The sequence below is a fragment of the Tundrisphaera macrotermitis genome (assembly GCF_051175315.1).
Taxonomy (GTDB): domain Bacteria; phylum Planctomycetota; class Planctomycetia; order Isosphaerales; family Isosphaeraceae; genus Tundrisphaera.
This window is the reverse complement of sequence record NZ_CP195100.1, coordinates 384,350-398,572: the sequence shown is the minus strand read 5'-3', so window position 1 is coordinate 398,572 and position 14,223 is coordinate 384,350. Positions and strand designations below refer to the sequence as shown.

The window sequence follows — 14,223 nt, the reverse complement described above, 5'->3', positions numbered from 1 at the left end:
CCCGCAAACGACGACGGCCCTTCGCCGGATCGGGTCCGGCGGAGGGCCGTGGGGATTTCCGCGATCGGTTCGCCGGGCTTACCAGGCGAAGTGGGCGAACGCCTTGTTGGCGTCGGCCATGCGGTGGACGTTCTCGCGGCGGCTGATGGCGTTGCCTTCGCGGTTGAAGGCGGCGATCAACTCGTCGGCGAGCTTGATGGCCATCGGGCGGCCCTTCTTCTCGCGGGCGGCCATCAGGACCCAGCGGATCGACAAGGTCTGCTGGCGGACCTTGTTGACCTGCATCGGCACCTGGTAGGTGGCACCGCCGACGCGCTTGGAACGGACCTCGATGATCGGCTTGACGTTCTCGATGGCCCGGCCGAAGACGTCGATCGGGTTCTCGTTGGGCAGGCGGCGCTGGATCAGGTCGAGCGCGTCGTAGAACACCTTCTGGGCGGTGCTCTTCTTGCCGTCGTGCATCAGGCAGTTGATGAACTTGCTGGCCAGCTTCGACCCGAATCGGGGGTCGGGGCGGAGCTGCTCCTTGCTGGCGGTGAACTTGCGGGCCATGCTCGTGCGTCCTGGTCGGGAAGGGGGCGTGGGGCGTCAGCGTCTCGGACGTGCGGGTTTTACTTCTTCTTGGCGCCGCCCTTGCCCTTGACCGGAGCGGCCTTGGACGAGGTGCCGTACTTGGAGCGGGCCTGCTTACGGTCGGCCACGCCGAGGCTGTCGAGCACGCCGCGGACGATGTGATAGCGGACGCCGGGCAAGTCGCGGACGCGGCCGCCGCGGACCAGGACGATCGAGTGTTCCTGGAGGTTGTGCCCTTCGCCGCCGATGTACGCCGTCACTTCCTTGCCGTTGGACAGCCGGACGCGCGCCACCTTGCGGAGCGCCGAGTTCGGCTTCTTGGGGGTCATCGTCTTGACCTGGAGGCAGACGCCCCGCTTGAAGGGGCAGCTTTCCAGCACCGGGCTCTTCGTCTTGTAGAGGACCGGGACCCGGGGCCTGCGGACGAGCTGATTGATCGTGGGCATGGTCGAATGCGTTTCCCTACTCCCTGGCATTCCCAGGGAAGATCCGGACGCCCGAAGCGGGACGCCCGGCCGTCTTCGGGCCGTCGCGAGGCAATAAAAACCATCACGAGCCGTTCGTGTGCGACGAGATCGACCGTCGAGATCGACGGTGATTCGGCAGTGTACCCGATTTCCGCCGGGATACGCCAGAGATTTTTGCGTGGCGTGGCGTCATGGCGATCGCCGATCCCCTTCGGAAACATTGACATCCCCGGCCGTCGTGGCCTACGCTTGCGGCTCACCGGGAGGCTTCCATGCGGCTCGTCCACGACGATGAAGACTGGGAAGACGACGAGGGAGAAGCCGAGGCGGGCAAGGACGACGAGACCATCCCGTGCCCGCATTGCCGACGCCCCGTCTACGAGGATGCCGAGCAGTGCCCGCACTGCCGCCGGTATCTCTCGATCGAGGACGCGCCGCGGCGCAAGCCCTGGTGGGTCGTGGTCGGGGTCGGGGTTTGCCTGGTGATGGTCTATCGGTGGATCTTCTTCCTCTGATCGGGCCGGGGTCGGCGACGGGGCAGGGAGGCGGTTGCGATGGCGGATGGGGCGAGCCGAGAGACATCGGCGCTGCGGGTGGCCTGGCTGTTCGACCTGAACCATTGCCGGAGCCCGACCGGGGTCACGCGCCACGCGCTCGGGCAGCTCGACCGCCTGGCCCACCGGCCCGACGTCGCCCTGACCGTGGTCTCGGGCCGGACCACCGAGCCCGACGGCCTGGCGTTCTGGGAGTCGCTGTCGCACCTGCGTCGCCGCGAGCTGCCGATCTCGGTCCGCCACGCCCTGCGGCTCTGGCGGGTGGCCGGCGGCCCGCCGGTCGAGTGGTGGTCCGGGCCCGTCGACTGGGTCTATGCGCCGATGGAGATGTTCATCGCCGCCCGCAAGGCCCGGTTCGCCGTGACCAGCCACGACATTTTACAAGACGTCCGCTACGGCGGCCCCCGGCGCCAGGCCCTGCTCGAAAAGGTCTTCGCCGCCGCCGACCGGGTGCTGTCGGTCTCGGCCTTCAACACCGAGCGGCTGACCCAGATGTTCCCGGAATGCCGGGACAAGGTCGCCCAGGTCCCCAACGCGGCCGATGAGCTATTCTTCCAGCCGTCGCCGCCCAACGAGCGGGCCGCCATCCGGGCCGACCTGGGGATCCCGCCCGGGATGCCCTACCTGCTCTCGGTCGCCAGCTTCCAGCCCCGCAAGAACCTGGCCCGGCTGGTCCGGGTCGCCGCGCGATTGCCCGAGGTGGCCGACGGCTCGCTGGCCGTGGTCCTGCTCGGCGCCGGGTCGGAATCGGAGGCCGAGCCGATCCGCGAGGCGATGTCCGGCGCCGGCCGACGGGCCGTGATCCGCCTGCCGGGCTACAGGCAAGGTCGGACGCTCCGGGCCGCCTATGCGGAATCGACGGCCCTGGTCTTCCCCTCGACCTGCGAGAGCTTCGGCATCCCCGCGGTGGAGGCGATGGCCCAGGGCATCCCGGTCGCCCTGGCCGACTCGACGGCCCTGCCCGAAGTCGGCGGCGACGCCGGCTGGTACTTCGACCCCGACGACGACGAGGCGATGCTGGCCGCCCTCCGCTCGCTCCTCGACCAGCCCGACGAGCGCGCCCGCCGCGTCGCCCTCGGCCGCGAGATCGCCCAGCAATTCCGCTGGCAGGCCGCCAACGACCGGCTGGTCGAGGCCCTGAGGGGCGGGTGAGCCCCGCGACCGCCCAGCCTCAACCCTCGCCCGGTTCTTCGTCCGGGTCGAGGAAAGCCCACAGGCCGGCGACCCTCCCCGCGAAGCCGGGGAGCAGGCGGCTGGGGATCGGGTCATCTCCCTGACAGATCCGCTCGACCCACGAATCGCCCAGGCGGGTCAGGACGACGACCCGCCGCGATGTCGGGTCGACGACCCAGAATTCCTGGATTCCGAAGGCCAGATATTCGTCTCGCTTGGCGGTGTAATCCCGCTCGCCCGATCGCTGCGAGACGACCTCCGCGACCAGCGATGGCGGCCGTCGGCCTCGTGCATCCCTGGGCGTGCTGATCAGGACGACGCCGAGGTCGGGATTGCGTCCGGATTCCATGCCGGGCAACCAGATCCGGAACTCGCTCCCACCGCCGTATCGGTAGATCAATCCGGGGTGGTCGACCTCAAATCGGGCGATCAGGCGGTACAGGTTGCAGACAATCAGGCCATGCGCGTCGTTCGGGACCTCGGTCACTTCGATGACTCCGCGCGCGAGTTCGTAGCGGTGCCCCGGCTCTTCATCGGCCTCCCGGAACTCTTCCAAGCTCATCCGTCGGCCATGGTCGGCCGGGCCGATCCGGGTCGTGATCGTCGCCATGAGAGCGTGACCTCCGGCAGCGGGTCAACGGAAACGGCCCGCCCCACGTCGGGTGGGACGAGGGGCGGGCCGCGGGGAAATCAAGATCGGACGGGCGTCGCTCAGCCGGCCGGGGCCGGGGCGGGTTCGTCGCGGGGGTAGCGGCTGTAGCCGGGGCCCTTCTCGGCCAGGGCTTCCAGGGCCTCAGGCCGGATGCGGACCTCGGCCTCCTGGTGGCTCTTGAACCCGGTCCCGGCGGGGACCAGGTGGCCCAGGATGACGTTTTCCTTGAGGCCGACCAGGTAGTCGACCTTGCCCGCCAGCGCGGCCTCGGTCAGCACCTTGGTGGTCTCCTGGAAGCTCGCCGCCGAGATGAAGCTCTCGGACTGGACGGCCGCCTTGGTGATGCCCAGCAGCTGGGTGCTCGCCGAGGCGGGCTTGGGCTTGATCCACTCGGCCTTGCGCGAGCCGGCCTCCTCGACGCGGAGGTTCTCCTGGTCGAAGTGGTCACGCGGGACGATGTCCCCCTGGCGGAAGTCGGTGTCGCCGGGGTCCTTGATCTTCACGCAGCCCATCAGCTCCATGTTGGTGTTGCGGAACTCGAACTTGTCGATGACCGAGCCGGGCAGCAGCCCGGTGTCGCCGACCGAGTCCACGCGGACCTTGCGGAGCATCTGGGCGATGATGATCTCCAGGTGCTTGTCGTCGATCTCGACGCGCTGGGACCGATAGACGTTCTGGATCTCGCGCTGGAGGTAGCGCTGGACGGCTTCCTCGCCCGAGATCCGGAGGATGTCGTGCGGCACCAGCGGTCCCTCGACCAAGGCGTCGCCGGCCCGGACGCGGGCCCCGCCGTGGACGCGGAGGTACTTGCCGTGCGGCACCAGGTGCTCGCGTTCGATCCCGCTCTCGTTCTTGACGATGATCGTCCGCTTGCCGCGACGCTTCTCTTCGAGCAGCTCGACGCGGCCGTCGATCTCGGCGACGACGGCGGGCTCCTTGGGACGCCGGGCCTCGAACAGTTCGGTCACCCGCGGCAGGCCGCCGGTGATGTCCTGGGTGCCGCCGACCTCGCGGGGGGTCTTGGCCAGCAGGGTGCCGGCGGTGATCCGGGCGCCCTCGGCGACCTCGATCCCGGCCCCTTCGGGGATGTAGTTATAGGCCAGGATGTGGCCGTTGCCGTCCTCGATGAGGATCTGCGGGTGCAGTTCCCCCTTGTGCTCCATGATCGTCCGGCGAACGTGCCCGGAGGCATCGCTCTCCTTCTTCATGGTCTCGCCTTCGACGATGTCCTCGTAGCGGACCACGCCGCCGACTTCCGAGAGGATCGGGATGTTGTGCGGGTCCCACTCGCAGACCATCGTGCCGCGGGTGACGTGCTCGCCGTCCTCGACCTTCATCTCGGCACCGTCGGGGACGTCGAACTTCTCCAGTTCCCGGCCCTTGGGGTCGAGGATCTGGAGTTCGCCGTTCCGCGACAGGGCGATCTTCTTGCCCTCGTCGTTGACGACCAGGTTGATCCCGACGTACTTGACCGTCCCCTCGCGCTTGGCCTTGTGGTCCTTCTCCTCGACGCCGCGGGTGGCCACGCCGCCGATGTGGAAGGTACGCATGGTCAGCTGGGTGCCCGGCTCGCCGATCGACTGGGCGGCGATGATCCCGACCGCCATGCCGGGCTCGACGAGCTGGCCGGTGGACAGGTCCATGCCGTAGCAGCGGCGGCAGATGCCCAGGGCGGTCTCGCAGGTCATCGGGCTGCGGACCTGGATCTTCTCGATGTTCATCTCCTCGAGCTTGCGCGCCGAGGCGACGGTGATCATCTCGTTTTCCTTGACCACCACCTCGTCGGTGATCGGGTTGACGATGTTGACCCGGCTGACCCGCCCGCGGATCGACTGGGTCAGGCTGACCTCGACCTTCTCGCCCTTGTAGATCACGCCCTTGGTGATGCCCTGCGAGGTGCCGCAGTCTTCCTGGGTGATGACCACGTTCTGGGCGACGTCGGCGAGCTTGCGGGTCAGGTAGCCCGAGTCGGCCGTCTTGAGGGCCGTGTCGGCCAACCCCTTGCGGGCACCGTGGGTGGAGGAGAAGTACTCCAGCACCGACAGCCCTTCGCGGAAGTTCGCCTTGATCGGCGTCTCGATGATCTTGCCCGACGGCTTGGCCATCAGGCCTCGCATGCCGGCCAGCTGGCGGATCTGCTCGACGCCGCCTCGGGCGCCGGAGTCGGCCATCAGGAAGATCGGGTTGAGGTAGACCTCGCCGTTTCGCGTGTCTTCCTTGAGGTCCTGCATCATCCGCGAGGTGATCTGCTCGCGGGCGTGGGTCCAGTGGTCGAGGACCGCGTTATACCGCTCCTGCTCGGTGATGATGCCGCGCTGGTAGTTGCGGGCGGTCTTGGCCACGGCCTTCTCGGCCTCGGCCAGGATGGCGTCCTTGGTGGTCGGCGTCTTGAGGTCGTCGGTGGCGAACGACAGGCCGGACCGGGTCGACTCGCGGAAGCCGAGGTCCTTCATGTTGTCCAGCAGGTTGATCGTCTCGCGACGGCCCAGGATCTGGTAGCAGTCGGCGATGATCCCCTGGAGCTGCTTCTGCCCCAGCGCCATGTTGTAGTACGGCATCTTGGGGTGGAGGATGTCGTTGAAGATCACCCGGCCGGTGGTGGTCTTCACGACCATGCCCGGGGTGAACTCCTTCTCCCCTTCGCCCTTGAGCTTCTTGTGGGCCGGCAGGCGCATCTTGATGATGGCGTGCACGCCGACCTTCTTCTGGCTGAACGCCAGGAAGACCTCGTTGGGCGACGAGAACACCATGCCTTCGCCCGGCTCGCCGGGGCGCTGGACGGTGACGTAGTACGACCCCATGACGATGTCCTGGGTCGGCGAGATGATCGGGTTGCCGTTGGCGGGGCTGAAGATGTTGTTGGTCGACATCATCAGCGTCATGGCCTCGACCTGCGCCTCGATCGAGAGCGGCAGGTGCACGGCCATCTGGTCGCCGTCGAAGTCGGCGTTGAACCCCTTGCAGACCAGCGGGTGGATCCGGATCGCGTTGCCTTCCACGAGCACCGGCTCGAACGCCTGGATGCCCATTCGGTGCAGCGTCGGGGCCCGGTTCAGGAGGACCGGGTGGTTGTGGATCACCTCTTCGAGGATATCCCACACCTCCTCGACCTTCCGCTCCAGCATCTTCTTGGCCGACTTGATCGTGTCGGCGTGCCCCAGCTCGCGGAGCCGGCGGATGATGAACGGCTGGAACAGCTCCAGGGCGATCTTCTTGGGCAGGCCGCACTGGTGGAGCCGGAGGTCCGGGCCGACCACGATCACCGACCGCGCCGAGTAGTCGACGCGCTTGCCCAGCAGGTTCTCGCGGAACCGGCCCTGCTTGCCCTTGATCATGTCGGTCAAGGACTTGAGCGGACGGTTGCTGGAGCCGAGCACGGGACGCTTGCAGCGGTTGTTGTCGAACAGGGCGTCCACGGCCTGCTGGAGCATCCGCTTCTCGTTGCGGATGATGACCTCGGGCGCGTTGAGGTCGACCAGCTTCTTGAGCCGGTTGTTGCGGTTGATGATGCGGCGATACAGGTCGTTCAGGTCGCTGGTGGCGAAGTTGCCGCTATCCAGCAGCACGAGTGGGCGGAGGTCCGGCGGGATGACCGGGATCGCCTCCAGGACCATCCACTCGGGCCGGTTGTCGGAGTCGCGGAGCGACTCGACGACCTTGAGCCGCTTGGTCAGGTCCTTCATCTTCTGCTTGCTGGAGGTCTCCGTCAGCTCCTGGCGGAGCTGCTTGGAGAGGCTCACCAGGTCCAGGCGGGCCAGCAGCTTGCGGACCGCGTCGGCCCCCATGTCGGCCTGGAAGGTGTCGCCGAACTGCTCGCGGGCCTTGCGGAAGTCCTCCTCGGTCAGCAGTTGCCGCTCCTTGAGCGGGGCATCGCCGGGGTCGACGACCACGTAGTCCTGGAAGTAGATGATCCGTTCCATGCTGCTGGTCTTCATGTCGAGCAGGGTGCCCAACCGGCTCGGCATCGCCTTGAAGAACCAGATGTGGACGACCGGCGCGGCCAGCTCGATGTGGCCCATCCGCTTGCGGCGGACGCGCGAGTGCGTGACCTTGACGCCGCACCGATCGCAGATCATCCCCTTGTACTTCATCCCGCGGTACTTGCCGCAGGCGCACTCCCAGTCCTTCTCCGGCCCGAAGATCCGCTCGCAGAAGAGGCCATCCTTCTCGGGCCGGTAGGTCCGATAGTTGATGGTCTCGGGCTTCTTGACCTCGCCGAACGACCAGCTCCGGATGTCGTAGGGGGAGGCCAGCCCGATCTTGACGGCGCCGTAATCGTTGATACGATCGTAGGCACTTTCGCCCATGCTCACGAGACACGCTCCTCTGCATGCCGATCGGCGATGCGGACGTGGTGGGGGTGGATTAGGGAAGAGATTAGATCAGCGGACGATCGTGCAAATCAGCCCCAAGTGCGTCATTCGTTCGAAAGGCGAAAAACCCGCGGACCTTCCCTCCCATCGAGCGAAGGGCGTCGCGGCTCGGTACGGCCATCCTGCCCGCGTCGGTGGCCACCGGCAGCCTCCTTGGCCGGATGTCATGGACTCCCCATTCCAAGTCGAGATCTCGCGAAGGATGCGACGTCGCTGGACTTCTCAAACCCAGGCCAGCCCGCCGTCGGAGTCGATTCTCATCCATCCTAATCGAAGCCCCCGCAAATTCCAAGCGATCCCCGCTTGACATCGCGGATTTCGCCGGGATCGGCGGCATTCGATCATGGATCCTCTTGAATCCGAGTGCCGAAGCCCACGCGGCGGGGCCGCGCCGATCCGAGGATCGGCGCGGCCCCGCCCGTCGCGGATCAGATCCGCTTCTTCTCGAGCTGCATGTTGAGCCCGAGGCCGCGGATCTCGTTGGTCAGCACGTCGAAGCTGGCCGGGGTGCCGGCTTCCAGGGTGTTCTCCCCCTTGACCATCGACTCGTAGATCTTGGTCCGACCTTCGACGTCGTCGCTCTTGACGGTGAGCAATTCCTGGAGGATGTAGGCGGCACCGTACGCCTCCAGCGCCCACACTTCCATCTCGCCGAACCGCTGGCCGCCGAACCGCGCCTTCCCGCCCAGCGGCTGCTGGGTGATCAGCGAGTAGGGGCCGGTGGCGCGGGCGTGGATCTTGTCGTCGACCAGGTGGTGCAGCTTCAACATGTAGAGGTAGCCCACCGTGACCCGCTGGTCGAAGCGTTCCCCGGTCCGGCCGTCGTAGAGGATGGCCTTGCCGTTCTCCGGAAGGCCGGCGTCGACCAGGCACTGCCGGATCGTCTCCTCGCTGGCCCCGTCGAACACCGGGCAGAGCGCCTGGAACCCGAGCTTGGCCGCGGCCCAGCCCAGGTGGGTCTCCAGGATCTGGCCCACGTTCATGCGGCTCGGCACGCCGAGCGGGTTGAGCAGGATCTCGACCGAGGTCCCGTCCTCCAGGAACGGCATATCCTCTTCGGGGAGGATCTTGGCGATGACCCCCTTGTTGCCGTGCCGACCCGCCATCTTGTCGCCGACCGAGATCACCCGCTTGGTGGCGATGTAGATCTTGACCATCTGGAGCACGCCGGAGGGCAGCTCGTCGCCGCGCTTCAGGCTGTTCAGGCGGCGATCCTTCTCGTCGCGGAGCGACTCGATCCGGGGCGAGTACTGGCGGACCACCTTGCGGGCCTCGACGGCACGCTCGGGGCTCCGGAGGTCGAGCGTCTCCAGCTTGAACCGCTCGCTCTCGTCGGCCAGGGTCTTGGGATCCTTGTCGCGGCCGAACGGCTTGCCGGTGGTCGGGTCGGTGACCGGGCCCCCGAGCGCCTCCTCCAGCGCCTTGATCATCTGACGATATTCGTCGGCGATCTTGACGCTCTCGGCGGCCTCGGTGTCCTTCAGCTCCTTCTCGAAGGCCTTGCGTTCTTCCTCGTTGAGGCTCATCCGGCGGCTGAACCGCTGGGTGTTGATCACGATCCCCTCGACGCCCGACGGCACTTCGAGGCTATCGTTCTTCACGTCCTCGCCGGCCCGGCCGAAGATCGCGTGGAGCAGCTTCTCCTCGGGGGTCAGCTCGCTTTTGCTCTTCGGCGCCACCTTGCCGACCAGGATGTCGCCCGGCTTGACATAGGTGCCGATCCGGACGATCCCGTTGTCGTCCAGGTTCCGCAGGGCCTTCTCCGAGACGTTGGGGATGTCCCGGGTGAACTCCTCGCGGCCGAGCTTGGTCTCGCGGATCTCGATCTCGAACTCCTCGATGTGGATGGACGTGTAGACGTCCTCCTTCACGATTCGCTCGCTGAGGATGATCGCGTCCTCGAAGTTGTACCCGTCCCAGGCCATGAACCCGACCAGGACGTTGCGGCCCAGGGCCAGCTCGCCCTTGTAGGTCGCGGCGCCGTCGGCCAGGATCTCCCCCTTCTTGACCTCCTGGCCCAGGGCGACCACCGGCTTCTGGTTAAGGCAGGTCCGCTCGTTCAGGCCGACGTACTTGCGGAGCTTGAAGATGATGTTGTGGTCGAGGATGATCCGGGTCGCGTCGACATAGGTGACCGTCGCGTCCTGCGGGGCCTTGATGATCATCCCCGAGTTCATCGCCACGGACCGTTCCAGCCCGGTCGCAACGATGGGAGGCTCGGCCACCAGCAGGGGGACGGCCTGCCTCTGCATGTTGGAGCCCATCAACGCCCGGTTGGCGTCGTCATGCTCCAGGAACGGGATCAGGCCGGCCGACACCCCCACCATCTGCTTCGGCGAGATGTCCATGAACTGGACCTGCTCGATGGGGATGGTGAAGAAGTCGGTCTGATACCGGGCGATGACCGACGGCCCGACCAGCCGGCCATCGTCCTCGGACGGGGCGTCGGCCGGGGCGAGATAGGCCTCGCTCTCCTCGTCGGCACGCATCCAGACGACGTTCTCGGTCCGCTTGCCTTCCTTGATCTCGCGGTAGGGCGTGACCAGGAAGCCGTACTCATCAACCCCGCCATAGATCCCCAGCGAGCTGATCAGGCCGATGTTGGTCCCTTCCGGGGTCTCGATCGGGCAGATGCGGCCGTAGTGGGAGATGTGGACGTCGCGGACCTCGAACCCGGCCCGCTTCCGGTTCAGACCGCCCGGGCCGAGCGCCGAGAGCCGGCGTTCGTGGGTCAGCTGGGCCAGCGGGTTGGTCTGGTCGACGACCTGCGACAGCTCGCCACGGCCGAAGAAGTACTCGATCGCGGCGCTGATGCTCTTGGGATTGATCAGGCTGCGCGGGGTGATGTCCTCGGCATCCTTGAGGTTCATCCGCTCCTGGACGGTCCGGCGGAGCTTCAGGAAGCCCTTGCGCAGCTCGTCCGCGGCCAGCTCGTCGATGGTCCGGAGACGACGGTTACCCAGGTGGTCGATGTCGTCGACATGCCCCTTCCCCTTGCGGAGGTTGAGGATGTACCGGATCGCGTTGACGTAGTCCTCGGGATCCAGGGTCATCTGGTCGTCGGGGATCGTCTGATTGAACTTCCGGTTGATCCGGAACCGGCCGACCTTGCCGAGGCGATACCGGTTGGTATCGAAGAACTTCTCGTTGAAGAGTTCCTTGGCCTTCTCCAGCTGGGGCGGATTGCCCGGGCGGAGCCGCTGGTAGATCCGGAGCAGGGCGCTCTCGTGGTCGATCGTCGGGTCTTCCTGGAGCGACTGGAGGATCAGCAGATCCTTGGCATCCTTGAGGACCGAGATCACGCCGATCTTGGCGTCGGCCAGCACCTGGGCCGACACCTTCGAGATCGTCGAGCCGCTGTCGATCAGGACCTCGCCCGTGTTCGGGTCGACCACGTCGCCGCAAGCGATCCGGCCTTCGAGCTTGGCGGCCGCGTCGCTGTCGTCGGTATCGATGTCCTCGGCGTCGTAGAACGCCTGGAGGATGGCATCGTCCGACGAGAACATCGGGCTCATCGCCCGCAGCAGGGTCATCGCCGAGAACTTGCCCGACTGGTCGATGCGGACGCCCAGCGTGTCCTTCTTGGTGACCTGGAGTTCGATCCAGCTCCCACGCTCGGGGATCACGCGGCAGGCGTGCAGCTTCTTGTCGCCGGCCTCGATGTCGACCACGAAGTCGACGCCCGGGGAGCGGTGGAGCTGGCTCACCACGACGCGTTCGGCGCCGTTGATGATGAACTCACCGCCGCCGATCATGATCGGCATGTCGCCCAGGTAGACCGATTCTTCCAGGGTGGTCTCACCCTTGTTCAGCCGCAGCCAGACGTGGAGCGGGCGGCCGTAGGAGAGGCGGAGCTGGCGGCACTCATCAGGCTCGTAGCGAGGCTTACCCAGGTCGAACTTGATATATTCCAGCTTCAGGGTTTTGTCGTAGCTCTCGATCGGGAAGATCTCGCGGAACACCCCTTCCAGCCCGGCGTCGGAGCGGTCCTCGGGCGCGAGGTCGGCCTGGAGGAAGCGATCATAGCTTCGGGTCTGGATCTCGGTCAGGTCGGGGACCGGGTGGACGTCGTAGATCTTGCCGAAATTCCGCTGCCGTCCGGGGGTGATGCGCCGCACGGTGCTCGCAGTGGGCATGGAAACTCGCTCCTCAAGGGAGAAGGGTGGCCGCGGGGCTCCGGTCGGGAACGATCAGACCGCGTGCGAAAGCCGGACTCGGCGAAACTCAGGGACCGGAGGGTCGGGGTCGAGGGCGGGAAAACCCACCATCCCCCGCGCGCCGAAGCACCCCGACGTCGACCGGATCAGGTCGGAGCCGGGGCGGAGGGATCCGAGAAGGTGAGGGGCATGCCCTATTCTAGGCACGAAGGGCCGCCAGGAGGAGTGACAAACCAGATCCATGGACGAGCGGGGCCTCCCCGAGCGGGGGGGAGGCCCCGGCGAGATCACTTGATCTTGACGGTGGCGCCGGCTTCTTCCAGCTCCTTCTTGAGCTTCTCGGCGTCTTCCTTCGAGACGCCCGTCTTGATCGCCTTGGGGGCGGCCTCGACGGCGTCCTTGGCTTCCTTCAGGCCGAGGCCGGTGGCGGCGCGGACGACCTTGATGATGCCGATCTTCTTGGCGGCGTCGAACGCCTCCAGCATGACGTCGAACTCGGTCTGGGCGGCGGCAGCCTCGGCCGGGGCGGCGGCGGCGGCGGCGGGGCCGGCCACGACGGCGGCGGCGGCGGCCTTGATGCCGTGGGCCGTCTCGAGGTAGTCGCCCAGGGCCTTGGCCTCGAGGACGGTCAGCTTGACGATCGAGTCGCCCAGGGTCTTGATGTTCTCAGCGAACGAGGTCAGTTCGGCGGTGGCCATGATTCGATCCGATCCTTTCGGGAGAATCGCGCGTCGCACGCGCGAGGTTCGTGTGGGAAGGGTGCGTCATCAGCACCCGGGTCGTTCCGGCAAATCCAACAAACCATGGGACGATGGCCGAGATGCCTGGGATCAGGCGCCTTCGGCCGGTGCGTCGGCGGACTCGCCTTCGCCGGTCGGTGCCCCTTCCGCCAATGTCTTGAGCTGACCGAGCAGGTTGCTGGCCGGGGCCGTGGCCAGCGAGATCACACGCTGGGCCGGGCTGATCGCCAGGCCGACCACGCGGGCGATCAACGCCTCGCGGCTGGGCAGCTTGGTGATATCCTCGACCTGGGCGGGGCCGATCACGGTCCCGTCGACGGCTCCGCCCTTGATCTCGGGCTTCTTGAGCTTCTTGACCTGGGAGGAAATCTCCTTGGCCAGCTCGGCGACGCCGTCGCCGCCCCAGACCGCAACGCTCGGGCCTTCGAGATAGGTCGACAGACCGCCCATGCCCATTTCGTCGAAGACGCGACGGGCGAGCGTGTTCCGCAGGACCCGCATCTTGATCGACTTCTTGCGGAGGTCGCGGCGGAACTGGTACTCGGAGACCGCATCCAGGCCCTTGAGGTCCAGGATCAGCACCGACTTGTCGCCATCAAGCTCGGACCGAAACTGGTCCATCATCAGTTCTTTGACGTACTTGCTCATAGTTCAACCAACATCCGGTGCGACTCGGGACGACCTCGGTCCATCCCGCTCGGCCCACCGCTCCGAGGGAGGTTCGGATCAGGCCACGACCCGGATGCCCGGACTCATGGTGGCCGAGATCGTGATCGACCGGATGAACGTCCCCTTGGCGGCCGCCGGCTTGACCGTCCGGAGGTGGTTCAGGAACGACGAGATGTTTTCCGCGAGCTGGATCTCGGAGAAGTCGAGCTTGCCGACCGGGGCGGCCACATTGCCCCCCTTGTCGCTGCGAAACTCGATCTTGCCGGCCTTGAACTCGCGAACGCCCGAGGCGATGTCCGTCGTGACGGTGCCGGATCGGGGGGAGGGCATGAGGCCGCGCGGGCCGAGCAACCGGCCGAGGGGGCCGACCACGCCCATCATGTCCGGCGTCGCCAGGGCGACGTCGAAGTCCATGAACCCACCCTTGATCTTCTGGGCCAGGTCATCCCCACCGACGACATCCGCACCGGCGGCGAGCGCCTTCTCGGCATTGTCGCCCTGGGCGAACACGGCCACGCGGACCGTCTTGCCGATCCCGTGGGGGAGAGCCACCGAACCGCGGACGTTCTGATCGCTCTGCCGGGGGTCGATTCCCAGGTTGGTCGAGACCTCGACCGTCTGATTGAACTTCGTGTTGCCGAACGTCTTCAATTGCTTGAGGGCGTCGGCCAGGGGCATCGGGTCAAGCGACTTGACCTTATCCCTCAGGGCCCGATACCGCTTCGAATGATACATCGCCGAGTCGCGCTCCGGGTGGAGGGCTGCCGCCATCAGTAAGTCATCGGATCGAGGGAACCGACGGGCGGTCGCGCCGGTCCCTAATGGATCGAACCGATCGTGTGCTTCGGGACGCCGAGGAAACGGC

General features: G+C 66.6%; 10 protein-coding genes. 2 read left to right on the top strand and 8 right to left on the bottom strand.

Features of this window, described 5'->3' with window-relative positions; translation table 11 throughout:
- Nucleotides 1-78 precede the first annotated feature (78 nt).
- Complete coding sequence (rpsG, locus tag TA3x_RS01685) at nt 79-552, bottom strand: 30S ribosomal protein S7 (RefSeq protein WP_435018365.1); 474 nt, start codon at nt 550-552, stop codon at nt 79-81.
- A 59-nt stretch (nt 553-611) separates the two neighbouring features.
- Nucleotides 612-1,019 carry a 30S ribosomal protein S12 gene (gene rpsL / locus TA3x_RS01680; RefSeq protein ID WP_435018364.1) on the bottom strand — a complete coding sequence of 136 codons (408 nt, stop codon included), beginning with the start codon at nt 1,017-1,019 and terminating at the stop codon, nt 612-614.
- Between the two features lie 293 nt (nt 1,020-1,312).
- On the opposite strand from rpsL, the gene TA3x_RS01675 reads away from it, so the two are divergent.
- Both TA3x_RS01675 and TA3x_RS01670 read left to right on the top strand, forming a co-directional pair.
- Nucleotides 1,313-1,555 (top strand): zinc ribbon domain-containing protein, encoded by a 243-nt coding sequence (locus tag TA3x_RS01675; protein WP_435018363.1) that lies wholly within the window; start codon nt 1,313-1,315, stop codon nt 1,553-1,555.
- Nucleotides 1,556-1,594: 39 nt separating this feature from the next.
- On the top strand, nt 1,595-2,746 hold the full coding sequence (locus TA3x_RS01670) for a glycosyltransferase family 4 protein (RefSeq protein WP_435018362.1): 1,152 nt from the start codon (nt 1,595-1,597) through the stop codon (nt 2,744-2,746).
- A 19-nt stretch (nt 2,747-2,765) separates the two neighbouring features.
- Here TA3x_RS01670 and TA3x_RS01665 read toward each other — a convergent pair whose 3' ends face one another.
- From TA3x_RS01665 to rplA, 6 genes are all read right to left on the bottom strand, one after another.
- Complete coding sequence (locus TA3x_RS01665) at nt 2,766-3,377, bottom strand: Uma2 family endonuclease (protein ID WP_435018361.1); 612 nt, start codon at nt 3,375-3,377, stop codon at nt 2,766-2,768.
- 101 nt (nt 3,378-3,478) lie between these two features.
- Nucleotides 3,479-7,732, bottom strand: coding sequence for a DNA-directed RNA polymerase subunit beta' (gene rpoC / locus TA3x_RS01660; protein WP_435018360.1), 4,254 nt, complete (start codon nt 7,730-7,732; stop codon nt 3,479-3,481).
- Between the two features lie 488 nt (nt 7,733-8,220).
- Nucleotides 8,221-11,928 carry a DNA-directed RNA polymerase subunit beta gene (gene rpoB, locus TA3x_RS01655; protein ID WP_435018359.1) on the bottom strand — a complete coding sequence of 1,236 codons (3,708 nt, stop codon included), beginning with the start codon at nt 11,926-11,928 and terminating at the stop codon, nt 8,221-8,223.
- Nucleotides 11,929-12,236: 308 nt separating this feature from the next.
- A complete protein-coding gene (gene rplL / locus TA3x_RS01650; protein WP_435018358.1) occupies nt 12,237-12,647 on the bottom strand; it encodes a 50S ribosomal protein L7/L12 in 411 nt (136 codons plus the stop codon).
- 132 nt (nt 12,648-12,779) lie between these two features.
- Nucleotides 12,780-13,337, bottom strand: a complete 558-nt coding sequence (gene rplJ, locus TA3x_RS01645) for a 50S ribosomal protein L10 (RefSeq protein ID WP_435018357.1) — start codon at nt 13,335-13,337, stop codon at nt 12,780-12,782.
- 78 nt (nt 13,338-13,415) lie between these two features.
- Nucleotides 13,416-14,093, bottom strand: coding sequence for a 50S ribosomal protein L1 (gene rplA, locus TA3x_RS01640; RefSeq protein WP_435022271.1), 678 nt, complete (start codon nt 14,091-14,093; stop codon nt 13,416-13,418).
- Nucleotides 14,094-14,223 lie beyond the last annotated feature (130 nt).

What these genes read in the sequence shown, in the direction of transcription:
- rplL (WP_435018358.1), bottom strand. Translation starts at nt 12,647, where the DNA reads ATGGCCACCGCCGAACTGACCTCGTTCGCTGAGAACATCAAGACCCTG.
- TA3x_RS01675 (WP_435018363.1), top strand. Translation starts at nt 1,313, where the DNA reads ATGCGGCTCGTCCACGACGATGAAGACTGGGAAGACGACGAGGGAGAA.
- rpoB (WP_435018359.1), bottom strand. Translation starts at nt 11,928, where the DNA reads ATGCCCACTGCGAGCACCGTGCGGCGCATCACCCCCGGACGGCAGCGG.
- TA3x_RS01665 (WP_435018361.1), bottom strand. Translation starts at nt 3,377, where the DNA reads ATGGCGACGATCACGACCCGGATCGGCCCGGCCGACCATGGCCGACGG.
- TA3x_RS01670 (WP_435018362.1), top strand. Translation starts at nt 1,595, where the DNA reads ATGGCGGATGGGGCGAGCCGAGAGACATCGGCGCTGCGGGTGGCCTGG.
- rpsG (WP_435018365.1), bottom strand. Translation starts at nt 552, where the DNA reads ATGGCCCGCAAGTTCACCGCCAGCAAGGAGCAGCTCCGCCCCGACCCC.
- rplA (WP_435022271.1), bottom strand. Translation starts at nt 14,093, where the DNA reads ATGTATCATTCGAAGCGGTATCGGGCCCTGAGGGATAAGGTCAAGTCG.
- rplJ (WP_435018357.1), bottom strand. Translation starts at nt 13,337, where the DNA reads ATGAGCAAGTACGTCAAAGAACTGATGATGGACCAGTTTCGGTCCGAG.
- rpsL (WP_435018364.1), bottom strand. Translation starts at nt 1,019, where the DNA reads ATGCCCACGATCAATCAGCTCGTCCGCAGGCCCCGGGTCCCGGTCCTC.